The organism is Xenorhabdus cabanillasii, assembly GCF_003386665.1.
Lineage (GTDB): Bacteria > Pseudomonadota > Gammaproteobacteria > Enterobacterales > Enterobacteriaceae > Xenorhabdus > Xenorhabdus cabanillasii.
Genome location: NZ_QTUB01000001.1, coordinates 717790 through 736848 on the forward strand (window position 1 = coordinate 717790; position 19059 = coordinate 736848).

Consider the following 19059-nt stretch of genomic DNA (forward strand, 5'->3'; position numbering starts at 1 on the left):
TCGATGGCAATTAACTTATTCATTATTATAAACTCCTTGAATATTACAGGAAAGAGGTGAATTAAAATAACTCATTCACCTCTTTTACATTAACACAAATTATTCTCCTATCTCAGGCAATTCGTAATGAGTGGTATCATGAATCTTATCTGCTCTTTCATTATCTGAAATGTTTTCCTGACGGAGGCGTTCGGCCAGAAACTCTATAAATACACTAAGTTTTGCAGGTAAATGCCGTGTTGGTGGATAAAGTATCCATAATTCGCCAGTATAGTTGGCCTTAAAGTTCCAATCAGGCAGAACCTGAACCAGTCGCCCCTGTTGTAAAGCATGTTTAGCGGTAAAATAAGGTAAGCTGCCAATTCCGATATGCCTCAACACTGCATCAAGCCGAACTCCTGTATGATTGGCTGCGTAACGACCATAAACATTGACGGTAATAATTTTACTTCCCTGATTGAATTTCCAACGCGAATCTCTTGGTTCTTCCCCAAGATAGATGCAACTGTGATTTTTCAGATCGTGCGGATGTTGTGGTGTGCCATGTTCTGCAAGGTATTCGGGTGTTGCACATAACATATGCCAAATATTCAATAACCGTCTTCCCATCAGGCCCGGAGGAGGCTGATCTGTGATCCGTATCGCAAGATCAACTTCTTCATCTATCAAATCTACATAACGATCATCAAGTCGCAAATTCACATCAACTTTAGGATAGAGGGCAAGAAAAGCAGGTATATGGGGATGAACAACAAAACGGCCGACCGCTTTAGGGACACTGACCCGGACTATTCCCTGCGGTTCGCGGTTAAAGTTTCCCGATACAGACATGATTGCCTGAGCAGAATTCATCATGTCCAGACAATGTTCATAAACGGTTTGTCCGCTTTCACTTAAACGAAGCTTGCGTGTTGTTCTTTGCAGCAGGCGGGTTCCGAGCGCTTTTTCCAGTCTGGCTACAGAGCGACTGATAGCAGAAGGTGTTGCGGCAAGCTGACGTGCAGTTTCAGAGAAACTACCGGTTTCAACCACTTTGGCGAAAATAGCCATTTCCCGCATTAAATTTATCGTGCTATTTATGCTCATAGGTCAAAAGTTATTTGAGTTGAGGATGGATTATCGCAATGGAATTTATTTAATACAATCAGGGAAATTTGTTTATATGAAAAATATTGAGTATGACTGAACGTCTTTATTTATCCAGTTCTATCCTGAGCGGGGAAGTTGAAGTTTTAGATTGCTCTTTCTGTGGTGGCTCTTTCTGTAATGATGAACGCTATGCAATCCGATTAAACGTAACACTATTTCATCCTCAGGGAGGAGGACAACCTAGTGATGTTGGCTGGCTGAATGATGTGGAAGTTGTTCACGTCGCATTTGAAAACGATGACATCATTCATTACACAAAACATCCTATCAATACAGGAATAGCTTTTGCGCGTGTTGATGAAAATCATCGCCAATTACATTCACAGCTACATTCGGCAGGTCATCTTATTGGTCATATTGTTGAGGGTTTGGGTTGGTATCCTGTCAGTGCACACCATTGGCCCGGAGAAAGTCGGGTTATCTTTAAACCCGGAATGCATGCTCAAGCTGTTTTTGTTGAAGCACTCCAAGAAAGTTGTGATCAATTTATCGCTGAAAATTTGTCTTGCCAGATTACTCTGCGTGATGATGGATTTCGGCAAGTCAGTTTTGGTGAACTTCCCCCTTACCCTTGTGGCGGAACACATGTGACATCATTAAAGCATATTCACAAAATTCAGATACAAGCCATTAAGGAAAAGAAAGGCAAGTTATCAGTGCAATATGACATAGTCATGCCAACGTAATGCATGGCGTCATAATAGATTCAACCAGTGATATCACTATAAATATAAATGTTTTTCGGAGTAAATATGCTTTCTGACTACTTGCATGAGTTTTGGGGACTTGCACTTATTCATTTTCTGGCTGTTGTCGCACCGGGGCCAGATTTTGCAGTAACACTACGACAGAGCATACTCTTTGGTCGTTGGATGGGAATTTGTACCGCTGTTGGTATTGGTGCGGGAATATCAGTCCATGTTATTTATACGTTGATTGGTATCGGAGCTTTAATACATTCAACACCTTGGCTGATGACAATAGCAAAAATGATTGGTGGTATATATATTTGTTATCTGGGGGTTCAATTTATTAGGAGTAAGCCGGAAAAAACGGATTTTATCCTGCCGAATGAGGCATCACCGCAACAACGAAACCTGCGACGGGCTTTTTTTACTGGTTTTATGACAAATGCTACCAATCCCAAAGCAACTTTATTTTTTCTGGCTGTCTTCACAACGGTTGTGAGTGCAACTACGCCGTTATCTGTCCAGATTTTTTATGGTGTGTGGATGTGTATAGTAAATGCAGCGTGGTTTATTCTGGTTAGCTGCCTTTTTTCCAGCTCTGTGGTTCGCTTACAGTTTATCCGATTAGGGTATTGGTTCGAACGTGCAGTAGGCGTGGTTTTGATTGGTTTTGCTGTTCGTCTTTTATTTATTTCTATGTAACAGAAATTGACTCAGTACAGTAACGGTGTATTATGACTTAATTCAAAGGTATTTTTATTTTTTATGTAGAGGAATTTTTATATCAACCAGTATGGAAAATATAAAATTATTTAATTATCCCAACCTCCTTAAATAAACCAGTTTATTGATAATATTAATTATGGAAAAAAGAAAGATTTTTAACTAGTCATGATAGTAATATAATAATAAGAAATGTTTATATCATAAGGAGGAAAATATGATATCCAGATCAAAATCTTTTTCAGAAATATGGCCAGGATCAATTGATATCAGATGTTCTATAGTTATCAAGGAGGCTGGTCTGTCAGAAGTATTTAACGCAACGCAAAAAATGAAAGACACTATGAATAATCAGTGGTTGTGCTCTAATTATTCTGGTCAGCTTGATGAGGAGCAAATAACATGGAATTCGAGATATAACCAGGCATTGAAAATATTTAAATTTTTTTATACTAATATTGGTATTCGCCTTAAACTCGAAGAAACTGATAAAAGAGTGTTGTTTTTTTGTTGCTTATTTCAGAGGCATTCCTATCGGAGTTTTACAATTATTAATTACGGATGGGTTACCTAAAGTCGTTTTTTTGGCAACTCATTGTGGCATTCGAGGTTGTGGTGTTTTATTAATTGAATCTGCTGTGAATAAATCACAACAATTAGGAATGGAGGGAAAGTTACAACTTTCTCCATATGAGAGAGCGATATCGGCATATATGGCGATGGGATTTACCAGGGCTGGGGAACACCTGGAATTATACCCTGCTGACAGAAGTGATAAATGGAAATGGAATGAGGCAACAGGTCGTTATAGATTCTGCTGAATATCAGGCGGGACACCTAATACACTATATTCTATGGATATCAAGATGCAACTTGGAAAGAGGGGTATATGATATATTTGGATTTTTGTTAGAGAAAAGTCGGGTGAATTATTTACATCTTCCAAAATATAAAGAGGGGAATTAATGTAATGTTCAGATCAAAATCTTTTAATATTAACAACCGTTCTGTAGGATTTGGCTCTTTAACCCGGACTAAATCCTGTTCGGATATGTACACAACATTGGTTAATATGAAAACATTTATCACAATCAAGGAAGTTAGCCCAGAAGAAGCATTATACGCAACGGAAAAGATGCTAACAGAAACTATGGCTGATGACTGGTTCTATTTTGATTTTCTTAAGCTTGATGAGGAACAAGAAAGGTGGAAAATGAGGTATAATCAGGCATACAATATACTTAATTGTATCTCGACTAATGCAAAGCTTCAATCTATGAGAGACAAAACTGGCGGATCAAAAAAGTTTTTTTTTGTTGCTTATTTCAGAAGTATTCCTGTCGGTGCTTTACAATTATTAGTGAAAGATAATCATGAAAATGAGTTACCTGAAGTTTCTTTTTTGGCAACGCATTGCGGCATTCGAGGTTGTGGCATTTTATTAATTGAATCTGCGGTGAATAAATCACAACAATCAGGAATGGAGGGAAAGTTACAACTTTCTCCATATGAGAGAGCGAGATCGGCATATATGGCGATGGGATTTACCAGGGTTGGGGGACACCTGGAATTATACCCTGCTGACAGAAGTGATAAATGGAAATGGAATGAGATAATAAACCGTTATGAATGTTATTAAATTTCTTGGGCTATACATTCATATTCGGCTTTTTGTTAGAAAGATGCCGAATAAATTATTTACATCTTTCAACAGAAAAGCCGAATTTAAGTTGAAGCAATCCTGGAATAGCTACTCTTAAGTCAATCCGAAGTTAATGAACTTCTTTCACTTCAACTCGTAGCTCTTTCGGTACTTCGAACACAATGTTTTCTTCGCGGCCATGTAGTTCATTAACCGTTTCTGCGCCAAGCGTTTTCAAACGTTCAATAACTTGTTGCACTAAAATATCCGGTGCGGATGCACCTGCTGTCAAGCCAATAGAGCTCACACCATCAACCCATTCCTCTTTGATATCATCCGCAGAATCAATCAAATAAGCAGATTTTCCCATACGTTGTGCCAGCTCAGCCAGACGATTTGAGTTTGATGAATTTTTAGAACCAACGACCAAGACAATATCGGCATCTGTTGCTAAATCACGAACCGCTTCCTGACGATTGGTGGTGGCATAACAGATATCATCTTTACGTGGGCCGATAATATTCGGGAACCGGGCATTAAGTGCATCAATCACTTCTGAGGTATCATCCACAGAAAGTGTGGTTTGTGTCATAAAGCAAAGGTTATTTTCGTCTTTAACCTGCAATTTCCACACATCTTCCGGTGATTCTACCAGATACATACCGCCTTCAGGGTTATTGTACTGCCCCATCGTGCCTTCAACTTCCGGATGACCGGCATGTCCGATTAAAATAGCTTCTTTACCTTTACGGCTTGCACGGGCGACTTCCATATGGACTTTTGTTACCAGTGGGCAGGTAGCGTCAAACAGCATGGTTAAATTGCGGGAACGCGCTTCGTTACGGATGGTCTGAGAAACGCCATGTGCGGAGAAAATCAGAATTGCACCATCAGGAACTTCTGAAATTTCTTCAATGAATATAGCACCCCGATTCCTGAGATCATCAACTACATAACGATTGTGTACTACTTCATGGCGAACATAAATCGGTGCACCATATAGTTCTAATGCGCGTTCTACAATGCTGATGGCGCGATCAACACCAGCACAAAAACCACGAGGGTTAGCCAGCAATATTTGCATGGTTTTCCTCCAACTGAGGGTCTATTTCCAACACTTCAATCTCAAAAGTGACGTTTTGGTCAGCCAGTGGATGGTTAAAATCAACAGTGATGGAACCTTCTGCTACTTCTTTGATAAAACCCGGCATTTCGCTGCCATTCATAGCAGTAAATAGCATGATAGTTCCGGCTTCAGGAATATTTGAATCGGCAAAATCGCGTGGTGTGAAGTATTGCACCAGATCAGGATTATATTTGCCGAAAACAGTTTCTCCTGCCAGCATGAATTTATGTTTATCGCCAGCTTTCAAACCAATCAGTTGCTGTTCCAGTGGCTCGGAGAGGCTGCCATCACCTAAGCGGAATAATGCGGGTTTACCCTGACTATAAGTCGAGTCGGCTGTTGAACCATCATCCAGTTTTAATGTGAAGTGTAACAAAACTGCACTGTGCGTTTGCACCTGCATTGACATGTTGCTCAAACCTTTTAGTAAAAAACGATTTAGTAAAAAAACGATTTAATAATAAACAATTGCAAGTGGGTGAAGCTATCAGCCCCGGTTAATATAACCGGGACTGGTTTCTTATTGTTTTTTCGATGATTGTTGTTTAGATTCTGCTTGTTTTGGTGCAGTTTTCTTATCATCCGAACTGATAAAGCTTTCGATGATAATGAGTGCTGCCCCGATGCAAATGGCAGTGTCTGCAATATTAAAGGTAGGCCAATGCCATTCTCCGACATAAAAATCGATGAAATCGACAACAAAACCATGTACCAGCCGATCAAACAGATTTCCCAGTGCTCCACCAATCACTAAAGCATAAGCAATGTTACTCAGTTTCTGCTTGGCACTGGAGCGATACATCATTACCAGCAGCGTGACAGAGATGACAATTGCAATCAAGGCAAAAAACCAACGCTGCCAGCCACCTTTGTCAGCCAGAAAACTAAATGCAGCCCCAAGATTCTGGGCATAAGTCAGATTGAAGTACGGTATTAATGGTATGGATTCGTACAGTCTGAAGTTTTGCAATACTAACTGTTTACTGCCCAGATCCAATATCAATACCACAGCAACTAACCAAAGCCAGCGAAGGCCAGTGGAACAAACGGGTTTCTTCATCAGGCAAATTTACGCTCTTCACCGTTACCGGCAACGTTAGTTACACAGCGGCCACAGAGTTCTGCATGTTCCGCTACCAATCCCAGGTTTTTAGCATAGTGCCAGCAACGTGGGCATTTTTCACCGTCTGCTTTACGGAAGGCAATTTTCAGCCCTTTAAGTTCGCTCTGTTGTGCATCACCACCCGCAGATGAATAAGCAGCAACTTCGGTTTGTGAAGTCAGTAATACAAAACGCAACTCATCAGACAGTTTGTTAAGTTTTTCTGCCAGTACTTCATCAGCATAAAGTGTGACAGCCGCTTCCAGTGAACTACGGATATGTTTATCGGCACGAGCCTGTTCCAGTACTTTGTTCACTTCACTGCGAACTTGCAGCAATTCAGCCCAGAAAGTATCGTTCATATTTTCACTATCTGCCAGCCCGAACAAGCCATCGTACCACTCTTCGGTCAAGACAAACTGTGCACGCTTGCCAGGCAATTCATTCCACACTTCATCAGCAGTGAAGGAAAGGATTGGTGCCATCCAGCGAACCAGTGCTTCCGCAATATGGAATAAGGCACTCTGGCAGCTACGGCGGGCAATACTGTCGCGTTTCGCGGTGTACTGACGATCTTTGATGATGTCCAGATAGAATGAACCCATCTCTACGGAGCAGAACTGCATCAAGCGCTGAACAACGGAGTGGAAATCGTATTCATCGTAGTGCTTGAGGATATCAGCCTGTGCTGCCTGTGCACGACCTACCGCCCAGCGATCCAACGTTACCATGTCTTCCGCTTTCACCATGTGCTGTTCAGGATCGAAACCGTTCAGGTTTGCCAGCAGGAAACGAGCAGTATTACGGATGCGGCGGTAAGCATCAGCTGAGCGTTTCAGGATTTCATCAGAAACTGCAATTTCGCCGGAGTAATCTGTTGATGCCACCCACAGACGCAGGATATCTGCCCCCAGTTTGTTCATCACATCTTGCGGGCTAATGGTGTTACCGATAGATTTGGACATTTTACGTCCTTGTTCATCAACGGTGAAACCGTGAGTCAGAACCTGACGGTAAGGTGCTTTACCTTTGATCGCGGTTGACAGCATCAGTGAGGACATAAACCAGCCACGGTGCTGGTCAGAGCCTTCCAGATAAATGTTTGCGGAATGACCATTGAATTCTGGTCGGACATCGACAACAGAGGCGTGGGTGCTTCCTGAGTCAAACCAAACGTCCAGTGTATCCTGTGTTTTGATATAATCTGTTGCGTCATCACCCAACAATTCTGATGCGTCAAGATCCCACCATGCCTGAATGCCATCTATTTCAACACGCTTGGCGACTTCTTCAATGAGTTCTGGTGTGCGAGGGTGCAGTTCTTGTGTTTCTTTGTGCAGGAACAGAGACATTGGTACACCCCATGTGCGCTGACGGGAGATACACCAGTCCGGGCGGTTTTCTACCATGGATTCAATGCGCGCTTGTCCCCAACCTGGGATCCACTCAACCCCTTTGATCTCTTTCAATGATTGTTCACGCAAGCCGTTCTGATCCATGCTGATAAACCATTGTGGAGTTGCTCGGAAGATGATTGGCTTTTTGTGACGCCAGCAGCAAGGATAGCTATGCTGAATTTTTGACAGACTCAGTAACGCACCTTTTTCTTTCAGTAACTCAACGATGACATCGTTTGCTTTGAAAACAAACAGGCCATCCAGAGAAGGATAAGTGCCGGAGATGTAGCAGCCATTCGGCCCAACCGGGTTCGCGATTTCAAGACCATATTTCAGGCTGATAGAGTAGTCGTCCGGGCCATGACCGCCCGCAGTATGTACTGCACCAGTACCCGCATCAAGAGTAACGTGATCGCCCAGAATGGCAGGAGTGTCAAAGCCCATGAATGGATGGTTGAAACGCATCAGTTCCAGATCTGCGCCTTGGCAGTCACCGATAACTTCCCATGCAGTAATTCCTGCACGCTGCATAACAGATTCAACTAATTCCGCAGCCAGAATCAGGCATTCATTGTTAACTTTGACCAATTGGTAAGTGATTTCTGAGCCCAATGAGATCGCCCGGTTTGCTGGTAATGTCCATGGTGTGGTTGTCCAGATCACCAGAGAAACCGGTAGCTCCTGTGGCTCCATACCAGATTTGGCAAATTTGGCATACACTGCATCTGCATCAACGGCTGTGAAGCAGACGTCAATGGAAGGGGAGGTTCTGTCGTAATACTCAACTTCCGCTTCGGCAAGAGAAGAGCCACAATCAGTACACCAGTGAACAGGTTTAACACCTTTCAACAAATGACCATTACCGATGATACGACCCAGTGCGCGAATGATGTCTGCTTCTGTTTTGAAGTCCATTGTCAGGTAAGGCTTATCCCAGTCACCCAGAACACCCAAACGTTTGAAACCCGCTTTTTGTGTTTCGACCTGGCTCATTGCATATTTGCGGCACTCAGCACGGAACTCAGCGGCGGAAAATTTTTCACCCGGCTTACCGATAATCTGCTCAACCTTGAGCTCAATTGGCAAACCGTGGCAGTCCCAACCTGGAATATAAGGCGAATCGTAGCCTGATAACCCTTTGGATTTAACAACAATGTCTTTGAGAATTTTATTGACTGAGTGACCAATGTGAATATCGCCGTTTGCATACGGAGGGCCATCATGCAAAATGAAGGTCTTTTTACCTGATTTTGCTTTTCTGATAGCTTGATACAAACCTTCTTTATACCAACGTTTCAACATATCTGGTTCGCGCTTGGCTAAATCCCCGCGCATAGGGAACCCTGTTTCCGGTAAATTCAGGGTGTCTTTGTAGTCACTCATTCTCGATTCTCAGTTCCAATTTTCCGCTATACCCTTTATGTGGGTATCAGATATATGACTCGGATCGCTGCAAAAAGTATTCCCTCGCAGCAACCACATCATTTGCGATTTGCTGTTTAAGCGCATCAAGCGAAGCAAACCGCTGCTCATCACGCAATTTTTTGCGTAATACCACATTGATATGACGCCCATACAGATCCATTTGGGTATCAATCAAATGCACTTCAAGTTGCTGGCCCTGACCAGCAACGGTAGGGCGATTTCCGATGTTGGCAACACCCGGTAAAGGGGTATCGCCTAATCCATAAACTTCAACAGCATATACGCCTTTTACAGGAGCAACCAGACGTTTTAAAGGTAAGTTTGCTGTAGGGAAGCCAATCGTTCGCCCCAGGCGGTTACCATGCACAACTCTGCCACTGATGCTGTAAGGATGCCCTAATAATGTTTCGGCCAATATTAGATCATCATCTTGCAACGATTGACGAATAACGGTACTGCTGATCCGCAATCCACTGGCACAAAAGCTGTCTGTACTGGCAACACCAAAACCGTATTGTTTGCCTGCTTGTTGTAAATAGTGAAAATCACCGAAGCGGTTTTTACCGAAACGGAAATCATCACCTACAGTCAGAAACTTAACACCCAGTTTTTCAACGAGCAACCGAGAAACAAAGGCTTCTGGTGAGTTGGCTGCAAAGTGTCTGTCAAATTTCACACATAACAAATAATCAACGCCATACTGAGATAAATATTTTATTTTATCTCGTAGCCGTGTCAGGCGGGCTGGCGCTTTATCTGCGACAAATACTTCCAGTGGTTGTGGTTCGAAAATCATAACCATTGTCGGTAGTCCGAGCCGCAGCCCTTCTTGTTTCAAATGTTTCAATAAAGCCTGATGCCCACGATGGACACCATCAAAATTACCAATCGTCAGCACGCAACCATGGTGACGCGCCCGGATATTGTGTATACCGCGAATTAGCTCCATAGCTGGCTCAATACCGTGAAAATTGCCGGATTATACCTTGTACAACGCACAAGGTTAACCCACGATCACAAAGGGTTTTAATTAATAACCTGATTCATACAATAAAAACAGGTTGGATGCCCGAAAAATATTTAATTTATCGCATTTATCGGTGATTCATTGAGTTTTTTATTGTGAAAGACTGTATTCCCTTTCAGTAAGCTGATAAAATCCTGCCCCATCACAACGTAACCAGCGTCGCCGTACAACGACGCTTATTTGCACAAATCCATTGACAAAAGAAGGTTGAACAGGCATATTCCTCGGCCTTTGAATTGTCCTCGATAGAATATATTTGGGAGTTGGACCTTGGCTAATATCAAATCAGCTAAGAAACGCGCCGTACAGTCTGAGAAACGCCGTCAGCACAACGCAAGCCGTCGTTCTATGGTGCGTACTTTTATCAAGAAAGTATACGCGGCTATCGCTACTGGCGATAAAGAAGCTGCACAGAAAGCATTCAATGACATGCAACCAATTGTTGATCGCCACGCCTGCAAAGGTCTGATCCACAAAAACAAAGCAGCACGTCATAAATCTGCTCTGGCAGCGCAAATTAAAGCAATGTAACTCTTTGCTTTAATTATGCTGAAAAAACCGGCTTTTGCCGGTTTTTTTGTATACCCATCGTCTTTAAAGTTGCATCTTGAAATCCATAAGGTATATCGTGCTGACGCAGATTCGCGTTATTTTTCCGGTCTGTTTTTTAACGGAACGTTGAATAAACCTGAAAAGTCTTTATTACACACGCGTTGAACTGCTGGATGCTGGATCATCCTTTCAGCAAAAATGACGTAATACTCTTCCTGCACTGAATCCAGTCTGCCTATCTCAGTAATATCACTGTCAGCAAAAGTATCATTAGCATAGAACGAAGGCGCAATAAAGATAGCATTATGATACATACCAAATGCTTTCATCAGTGCTGCATCGTCGAACTCGCCTAATACTTCAACTTGCAGATTTTTATTACGTATCCATGTCAGTAGCTTCCTGCCCAGCATTGAACGGCGGCCGGGGATCAACAAACGGCGTTCTTCCAGGCATTCAGGGAATGGTTTTTCCGGAATTGGCGTACGGCAGTAAAAACTAATGCTGCATTCTCCCAACTTGACGGAAAACAAACCTTCCTGCTGGGTGGAGTCGACCGGACAATCTGACAGGATCATATCCAGTTTATGCTGGCTGAGTTGCTCAAGCAGCATTTCATGGGTTGATTCAAAACAACGCAGGTGGATTTTTTCCTGTTCCACAACTGCGGTTTCCAATACTTTGCTGACTAAACGTTTAGACAAGGCATCTGCAACACCCACATCAAACAACAGGTTTGACTCTCTGCTGTAGGTGACAATATCCAGCATTTCCTGACTAAGCATGAACATTTTATCAGCATAGCGAAAAATAAGTTGCCCCAGTTCCGATGGAACTAATCCTCTTCCCTGACGCTTAAACAGCTTTCCACCAAGGCGCTCTTCCAGGGCCTTAATCTGGCCGGTAATAGTCTGTGGTGTCAGGTATAACGCTTCAGCAGCCCCAACAACAGAACCTTCTTTACACACGTGCCAAAAATAATAAAGGTGGTTAAAGTTTAAATGTGAAACCCGCATATATTTATCCTTTGTGTATCACCTCACATCTGCATAACAGCCATGACCTTATATTTCAGGCCGCCAGATTATGGTGCTCTCCTGTCTTTCTCTAATATGAATATTCACGGCACAGCAGATGATATGTTATGCCGTGAATATTAAAAGGATGAATTAATTTGGAATTGTTTATGATTGTGCGCCTAAATTAGTCCATTCGACTACATTTGGCTATGTTTTTTTCTTTGACCAATTTTCTTTGGTAAAAGCGCATTCAGTAACCCATAACCAATGATAGCTGCCGTAGTTGAGCCAATTAATATCCCCAGACGCGAGTAGGTACTGAATGTATCACTCAGACCTTCAAATGCCAGACCGGAAATAAAGATAGACATAGTAAAACCAATTCCACAAAGTACAGATACGGCAAAGATTTGCGGCAAACCAATTCCTGTCGGTAATTTGGCAATCCCCAGTTTTACTGAGAGCCAGCTAAATAAGAAAATACCCAGAGGCTTGCCAATAAACAGGCCAAGTGCCACCCCCATAGGTAACAGCCCTGTCAAACCGCTCAGCGTAACTCCCTGCAATGAAACTCCGGCATTGGCAAAAGCAAAGAGTGGCAGAATTAAATAAGATACCCACGGATGTAAGCCATGCTCAAGAGCTTCGGAAGGTGAATGACCTTTTTTACAACGCAGAGGGATCAAGAACCCGACAATAACTCCTGCCAATGTGGCATGAACGCCGGATTTGAGGATACATATCCACAAAATTACGCCGACAACCAGATAAGCCGGTGTTTTAGCGATTCCCCGCCAGTTCATCCAGGCCAGAAGCCCTGTCATGGCTGCGGCTAATCCCAGTGCAACCATAGAAACACTTTTAGTATAGAATAAGGCAATAATGATGATAACACCCAAGTCATCAATAATCGCCAAAGCGAGCAAAAACACTTTTAATGCTGTAGGAATACGTTTTCCTAGCAGAGCCATAACTCCAAGCGCAAATGCAATATCGGTGGCAGCAGGAATAGCCCAGCCCTGACGAGTGATTTCATCATCGCCATTAAAGAGTAAATAAACTAAAGCAGGGGCGAGCATACCACCAGCGGCGGCAATGACAGGGAAAATGGCCTTATCACGGCTGGCTAAAGAGCCTTCCATCAATTCCCGCTTAACTTCTAGGCCAACAATCAGGAAAAAGATGGCCATTAATCCATCATTTATCCATAGCAGGAATGGCTTATTGATTTCCAGAGCAGCAAACTGAACTGCAACCGGCAGGTTAAGAAATTGATGATAAATACCCTGAAATGGCGTATTCGCCATTACCAGCGCAATAATGGCAGAAATAATGAGAAGGATCCCTCCGGCTGCCTCTAATTTCAAAAATTGGCGAATAATTGCAGTCATAGATTAGTAACCTATAAGATGAATTAGGTTGTAGATACTATATGTTTGTAAACATGATGTTTATAAAAGCTACAGTAGTAAATGTTGTTATTATAAATAATATGGTTGTAAATAATGCAGTCATGCATAAATGCAGTTGTGAATACTATGCTAATCATGACTTCGGAAAAAATCGATTATTTGTGATATTTTTATCGGAATATGCGAATAATTTTAATATGAAAGTAATTTTTTTAAGATGAATGGAGTGAAATCAGTGTTGATTGACTTGAAGAGTTTATGGAAGTGCCTTTAATGGTTTCATTTCGGCAGACTGCATCAAAAGATCGAAACGGAGAGTAATTATATTGATTTTTGCACAATCTTTTAGTCTGCCCAGATACAAGTCTATTAACGTAAAGCTTCTACAGCTAATATAATAGCCATTAAGATTATTATCCCACCTCCTGTAAGATTAACCAGCTTCATTCTTTTTTCAGTAAAAGACGGACGGGAACTCATGGCATGTGCCGCCGCAACCCAAGCTGTATCGATTATTAAACCTAAAACAATCGGTATCAGTGAAAAACTGAGCAGGGATGAAATAGGGCTGTCTGTGCCTGTTGTTAAGAAACTCGGAACTATCGTACCGAACATAATCAATGCTTTTGGATTTGTTGCTCCTACAATGATCCCAAGTATCAGTGTTTGCCTATGTTTATTGGCACTAACATTTTCCGCGGTTTGTAACGGCCTGGAAAAAAACAGGTATTGAAAACCGATAGCGAGTAGGGCGGCGGAGCCCAGTAACCGAATAACCATCAAAGCCATACTGGATTGAATAAGTAAAGAGCCAATCCCGAAAGCAACAATCACAGCAACAAAATAGGTTCCGATTGCATTACCGATCACACCTCGTAATGCATTAGTTCGACCGACAGACACAGCCTGCCCGACAATAAACATAATACTTGGGCCAGGAACAGCTATCAGCACTGCACAGGTTAGCAAGAGCCCTAACAGACCATTAAGTGCAGAAAAATTTGTGAGCATAATACGGTAACCCTCGCGTTTTGGTGCAGTGACATGAATGTTGTTATTCCTGTTAAACATGTCCGGTATAATGCAATCATGACCTCTTGGCAAGCAATGCCAGAGTTGGTTGCATACGGAATGCTTCGGCAACCTCCTCTTCACTCATCAGCGGATAACATTTCTCTACAAATTCATCAAGTACCGGTAATATGTTTCTTCGTTCTTCAAGGCCCAGAACGCTGGCACAGGCGTTAAAAGCCACATTTTTATATTGGTCAACGTTAGTTTCTTCATCCACATAGTCATCAATATCCCAACGGCTAATCAAACTTTCCTGCATATGGAAAGAATCCACTTCTACCCCTTCGCGGAAAACATGAAATACGGGATGAATATAGGCACTTTGTGAAGGATCGAAATGATTGGCTGGTAACGTAAAATAATGTGTCGGAAGATCGCCATTGCCATACCGATGGAACCCATACTCAAATACCACTTCAATACGATTTTCTTTATCTTGCCAACGTTCGTAGTTATATTCTCGTGGAAATGGTGGCCATACGCGTGCATATACGCTGTCTTTATCATCATTTGTTTCAAAAGTAATGGTACTGCCTAAGTAGTTGAAAAGCTCAAATAGGGACATCGTCGTACTGACAAATTCGACCAGAAATTCAGAGAGCGCGGTTAATCCATCTGAGGGATTAGTCATTGATATTTTGCATTCAAATATTGTTGTTCAATTTCAGTTACATTAAATCGAAGATATCTGAGACCTGGGCACGTACATCATGTACGTTGTGTGTCTGCCGGACAAACTGTGGCAATGATCTGGTGACAACACGGGTTTCGGCTGTGATATCGATAAGATGATGTGCAGTTATTTTTTCGCTGCTCTCTATTGTAAAATATGTATCCTTATATAAAGGAGAAAATCTATTTTCACATAGTTTTCCTGATATTCGATTAGCTGGTCATTGATGTGACTCACCTAAATTTAAATAAAATGGGCTTAGGTTTCATTGAATTAACTTTAAATGCTTGAATCAATTCTTCAGCTTTATTATTTGCCAAATACATAAATGCAACAAGAGATAATTCAAAGCAATTACCAACTAGAGAGTTACCCTTTTCATTTTCACTTACTATATGTTTATATTGGTTTTCAGGAGAGTATAAAGTGTGGAGTACATTTTGAAGGTTATACAGTCTATTATTTCTATCTTTAATCTTTTCCTGTGAATATCTTGTTTTCCGGGATTGGGAACGAAATTCTAAATCACGATAGAATATATTTGCGGTTTTATGTTTAAACATACTGTGAGCATGTTTAATTGCCTCTTGTAAAATGACATTAATCATTATTAATCACCTAAAAAATTGAATCCCCCCTCTTTATATCTTACTGCATTTGACACCGCTTTATAAGATAAATGGGGGGATCATTACCAGAAGGCTTATAGAGAGAGCAATTTACTTAGTTAGGTCATCAAAGAATTTTTTTACACCATCAAGGAAGCTTTTGGAACGTGGGCTGTTGGTTTCCCCACCTTTTCCACCAAAAGATTCGCCCAGTTTACGCATCAGCTCTTTCTGTTCTTCGTTCAGCTTAACCGGTGTTTCTACGACAACACGACACAACAAATCACCCTGAACTCCGCCACGAACGGATTTAACACCTTTGCCTTTCATGCGGAACAATTTGCCAGTCTGAGTCTCCGCAGGGATTTTCAGGCTGACGCGGCCATCAAGGGTTGGAACTTCAATTTCGCCACCCAATGCCGCAGTTGCGAAATTGATTGGAACTTCACAATAGAGGTTGCTGCCATCACGCTCGAAGATATGGTGCGTTTTGACCTGAACCTGAACGTACAAATCTCCTGCTGGTGCGCCGTGTTCACCTGCTTCACCTTCACCACTCAGACGAACGCGGTCACCGGTATCAACACCTGCCGGGATTTTAACGGACAGCGTTTTGTATTTCTCAACACGACCGTGACCATGACATTTGTTGCAAGGCTCTTTGATGACTTTTCCGCGCCCATGACACTGAGGACAAGGTTGCTGAACAGTAAAGAATCCCTGGCGCATATGTACCTGACCAGCACCATGACAGGTAGAACAGGTTTCTGGGCTGGTGCCTGCTTTTGCACCACTGCCATGACAGCTTTCACAGGATTCCAGCGTTGGGATGCGAATTTCTTTGGTCACACCACGGACAGCTTCTTCCAGCGTTAGTTCCATGTTGTAACGCAGGTCTGAGCCACGACTTGGGCGCTGCTGACGGCGGCCGCCACCGAAAATATCTCCGAAAACGTCACCAAAGATATCGCTAAAGTCAGCTCCGCCACTGAAACCACCTGCACCACCACCCATACCGCCGTGTTCAAAGGCAGCATGACCATACTGGTCATAAGCGGCGCGTTTTTGTGAGTCGGTCAGGATCTCATACGCTTCTTTAATTTCTTTAAACTTACCCTCAGCATCTTTATCCCCCTGATTGCGGTCAGGATGATATTTCATTGCCAGCCGTTTATAGGCTTTTTTGATCTCTTTTTCGTCTGCGGTTTTGGAGATTCCCAAAACTTCGTAATAGTCTTTTTTTGCCATTATGTTGTTTACCCTTAACATGCACACACGGGCGTGGAGTTACCTCAACGCCCGTGCCAGTTAACAAGTAACAGGCGCCCTGTTACTTTGCCCGCTAAGGGCTATTATTTTTTGTCTTTAACTTCTTCGAATTCAGCGTCTACAACGTCGTCGTCTTTCTTCGCGTTGCCTGTACCGGCGTCAGCAGCGCCCGCCTGAGCTTGTTGCTGTGCGATTTCCAGAAGTTTCTGGGATGCTTCAACCAGAGCCTGAATCTTCGCTTCGATTTCAGCTTTATCTTCGCCTTTCGCCGCTGTTTCCAGTTCAGAAGCCGCTTTTTCGATTGCAGTCTTGTCATCTGCTGGCAGTTTGTCGCCAGCTTCTTCAACTTGCTTGCGAGTACCGTGGATCAGCTGATCAGCCTGGTTACGGATCTGAACCAGTTCTTCGAACTTACGGTCAGCTTCTGCGTTTGCTTCTGCATCGCGTACCATCTGCTGAATTTCTTCCTCGTTCAGACCGGAAGATGCCTTGATGGTGATGTTCTGCTCACGACCAGAGTTTTTGTCTTTCGCAGAAACGTGCAGAATGCCGTCAGCATCAATGTCGAAAGTAACTTCGATCTGCGGAGTTCCGCGCATTGCTGGCTGAATACCATCAAGGTTGAACTGACCCAGAGATTTGTTATCGCTGGCACGCTTACGTTCACCTTGCAGTACGTGGATAGTTACCGCAGACTGGTTGTCTTCTGCTGTAGAGAACACTTGGCTATGCTTGGTTGGAATAGTGGTGTTCTTATTAATCAGCGCAGTCATCACGCCGCCCATGGTTTCGATACCCAGAGACAGTGGAGTTACGTCCAGCAGCAGAACGTCTTTCACGTCCCCTGCCAATACCCCGCCCTGAACCGCTGCACCCATGGCAACAGCTTCATCTGGGTTGACATCTTTACGTGGTTCTTTACCAAAGAAGTCTGCAACGGCTTTCTGTACCATTGGCATACGAGTCTGACCACCAACCAGAATAACATCTTGAACGTCAGATACAGACAGGCCAGCGTCATTCAGTGCGACTTTCAGTGGCTCAATAGAACGTTTAACCAGATCTTCAACCAGAGATTCCAGTTTCGCACGGGTTACTTTAACATTCATGTGCTTAGGACCAGTCGCGTCTGCGGTAATGTATGGCAGGTTCACGTCAGTCTGCTGAGCGGAAGACAGTTCGATTTTTGCTTTTTCTGCGGCTTCTTTCAGACGCTGCATAGCCAGCGGATCATTACGCAGATCGATGCCTTGTTCTTTCTTGAATTCATCAACCAGATAGTTGATCAAGCGGCTGTCGAAGTCTTCACCCCCCAGATGGGTATCACCGTTGGTTGCCAGAACTTCATAAGTTTTTTCGCCATCAACTTCGTCGATTTCGATGATAGAGATATCGAAAGTACCGCCACCTAAATCGTAAACTGCGATAGTGCGGTTACCCACTTCTTTGTCCAGACCGTAAGCCAGCGCAGCAGCAGTTGGTTCGTTGATGATACGCTTAACTTCCAGACCTGCGATACGGCCAGCATCTTTAGTTGCCTGACGTTGTGCATCATTGAAGTAAGCAGGAACAGTGATAACTGCTTCTGTTACTGGTTCACCCAGATAATCTTCTGCGGTTTTCTTCATTTTCTTCAGAACTTCAGCAGAAACCTGAGGAGGTGCCATTTTCTGGCCTTTTACTTCCAGCCATGCATCACCGTTGTCTGCGTTGGTGATTTTGTATGGCATGATAGCAACGTCACGCTGAACTTCCTCGTCCTGAAAACGGCGGCCAATCAGGCGCTTGATAGCAAACAGAGTATTTTGCGGGTTAGTAACAGCCTGACGTTTAGCTGGTTGACCAACCAGAGTTTCACCATCCTGAGTATATGCGATGATTGAAGGAGTGGTTCGATCACCTTCGCTGTTTTCAAGCACACGAGTTGTTGCGCCGTCCATAATTGCCACACAAGAGTTGGTAGTTCCCAAGTCGATACCAATGATTTTACCCATCTAAACGCCTCCACAAAGAATTCATATATTCGGTCAAGTTACTAAGCTATATGAGGACGAATGTTTTCTTTTCAATGGCACGATCAGCCAGAAATTCCTCATATTATGTTTTCAGTTGTTGCTGAAACGTCAGTAGTAACTGTAGTTGAGACTTAAATGGGGTCATTCATCTCATCAT

Annotated in this window: 17 protein-coding genes; 4 read left to right on the forward strand and 13 right to left on the reverse strand. The window is 43.0% G+C overall.

Annotated elements, in window-relative coordinates; translation table 11 throughout:
- Nucleotides 1-99: 99 nt before the first annotated feature.
- Nucleotides 100-1086, reverse strand: coding sequence for a LysR family transcriptional regulator (locus BDD26_RS03655; protein WP_115825572.1), 987 nt, complete (start codon nucleotides 1084-1086; stop codon nucleotides 100-102).
- Nucleotides 1087-1178: 92 nt separating this feature from the next.
- On the opposite strand from BDD26_RS03655, the gene BDD26_RS03660 reads away from it, so the two are divergent.
- The 3 genes from BDD26_RS03660 to BDD26_RS03680 all read left to right on the forward strand — a co-directional run bounded on the left by BDD26_RS03660 (nucleotide 1179) and on the right by BDD26_RS03680 (nucleotide 4200).
- Nucleotides 1179-1835: an alanyl-tRNA editing protein gene (locus tag BDD26_RS03660; RefSeq protein WP_115825573.1), complete on the forward strand. Its 657-nt coding sequence runs from the start codon at nucleotides 1179-1181 to the stop codon at nucleotides 1833-1835.
- 66 nt (nucleotides 1836-1901) lie between these two features.
- On the forward strand, nucleotides 1902-2540 hold the full coding sequence (locus tag BDD26_RS03665; protein ID WP_115825574.1) for a LysE family translocator: 639 nt from the start codon (nucleotides 1902-1904) through the stop codon (nucleotides 2538-2540).
- Nucleotides 2541-3531: 991 nt separating this feature from the next.
- On the forward strand, nucleotides 3532-4200 hold the full coding sequence (locus BDD26_RS03680) for an N-acetyltransferase (protein ID WP_115825577.1): 669 nt from the start codon (nucleotides 3532-3534) through the stop codon (nucleotides 4198-4200).
- A 133-nt stretch (nucleotides 4201-4333) separates the two neighbouring features.
- Here BDD26_RS03680 and ispH read toward each other — a convergent pair whose 3' ends face one another.
- The 5 genes from ispH to ribF all read right to left on the reverse strand — a co-directional run bounded on the left by ispH (nucleotide 4334) and on the right by ribF (nucleotide 10202).
- A complete protein-coding gene (ispH, locus tag BDD26_RS03685) occupies nucleotides 4334-5287 on the reverse strand; it encodes a 4-hydroxy-3-methylbut-2-enyl diphosphate reductase (protein ID WP_038269722.1) in 954 nt (317 codons plus the stop codon).
- Nucleotides 5268-5738, reverse strand: a complete 471-nt coding sequence (fkpB, locus tag BDD26_RS03690) for an FKBP-type peptidyl-prolyl cis-trans isomerase (RefSeq protein ID WP_038269720.1) — start codon at nucleotides 5736-5738, stop codon at nucleotides 5268-5270. Before fkpB ends, ispH begins: the two co-directional genes overlap by 20 nt.
- 111 nt (nucleotides 5739-5849) lie before the next feature.
- Complete coding sequence (lspA, locus tag BDD26_RS03695) at nucleotides 5850-6389, reverse strand: signal peptidase II (protein WP_038269718.1); 540 nt, start codon at nucleotides 6387-6389, stop codon at nucleotides 5850-5852.
- The gene (ileS, locus tag BDD26_RS03700; protein WP_115825578.1) at nucleotides 6389-9211 is read right to left on the reverse strand and encodes an isoleucine--tRNA ligase; all 2823 of its coding nucleotides are present in this window, start codon (nucleotides 9209-9211) and stop codon (nucleotides 6389-6391) included. The genes lspA and ileS overlap by 1 nt, the downstream gene beginning before the upstream one ends.
- Nucleotides 9212-9257: 46 nt before the next feature.
- On the reverse strand, nucleotides 9258-10202 hold the full coding sequence (ribF, locus tag BDD26_RS03705) for a bifunctional riboflavin kinase/FAD synthetase (protein WP_038269714.1): 945 nt from the start codon (nucleotides 10200-10202) through the stop codon (nucleotides 9258-9260).
- Nucleotides 10203-10550: 348 nt separating this feature from the next.
- Between ribF and rpsT the strand changes: the two genes are divergently transcribed.
- A complete protein-coding gene (rpsT, locus tag BDD26_RS03710; protein WP_038269713.1) occupies nucleotides 10551-10811 on the forward strand; it encodes a 30S ribosomal protein S20 in 261 nt (86 codons plus the stop codon).
- 116 nt (nucleotides 10812-10927) lie between these two features.
- Here rpsT and nhaR read toward each other — a convergent pair whose 3' ends face one another.
- From nhaR to dnaK, 7 genes are all read right to left on the reverse strand, one after another.
- Nucleotides 10928-11848, reverse strand: a complete 921-nt coding sequence (gene nhaR / locus BDD26_RS03715; RefSeq protein WP_038269711.1) for a transcriptional activator NhaR — start codon at nucleotides 11846-11848, stop codon at nucleotides 10928-10930.
- A 200-nt stretch (nucleotides 11849-12048) separates the two neighbouring features.
- Nucleotides 12049-13242, reverse strand: a complete 1194-nt coding sequence (gene nhaA, locus BDD26_RS03720; protein ID WP_115825579.1) for a Na+/H+ antiporter NhaA — start codon at nucleotides 13240-13242, stop codon at nucleotides 12049-12051.
- A gap of 390 nt (nucleotides 13243-13632) precedes the next feature.
- Nucleotides 13633-14274, reverse strand: coding sequence for a LysE family translocator (locus tag BDD26_RS03730; RefSeq protein WP_038269705.1), 642 nt, complete (start codon nucleotides 14272-14274; stop codon nucleotides 13633-13635).
- A 76-nt stretch (nucleotides 14275-14350) separates the two neighbouring features.
- Nucleotides 14351-14968, reverse strand: a complete 618-nt coding sequence (locus BDD26_RS03735) for a hypothetical protein (protein ID WP_211305449.1) — start codon at nucleotides 14966-14968, stop codon at nucleotides 14351-14353.
- Between the two features lie 275 nt (nucleotides 14969-15243).
- A complete protein-coding gene (locus BDD26_RS03740) occupies nucleotides 15244-15618 on the reverse strand; it encodes a hypothetical protein (RefSeq protein ID WP_115825581.1) in 375 nt (124 codons plus the stop codon).
- A gap of 111 nt (nucleotides 15619-15729) precedes the next feature.
- Nucleotides 15730-16866: a molecular chaperone DnaJ gene (gene dnaJ / locus BDD26_RS03745; RefSeq protein ID WP_115825582.1), complete on the reverse strand. Its 1137-nt coding sequence runs from the start codon at nucleotides 16864-16866 to the stop codon at nucleotides 15730-15732.
- Nucleotides 16867-16970: 104 nt separating this feature from the next.
- Nucleotides 16971-18881, reverse strand: coding sequence for a molecular chaperone DnaK (dnaK, locus tag BDD26_RS03750; RefSeq protein ID WP_115825583.1), 1911 nt, complete (start codon nucleotides 18879-18881; stop codon nucleotides 16971-16973).
- Between the last annotated feature and the right edge of the window lie 178 nt (nucleotides 18882-19059).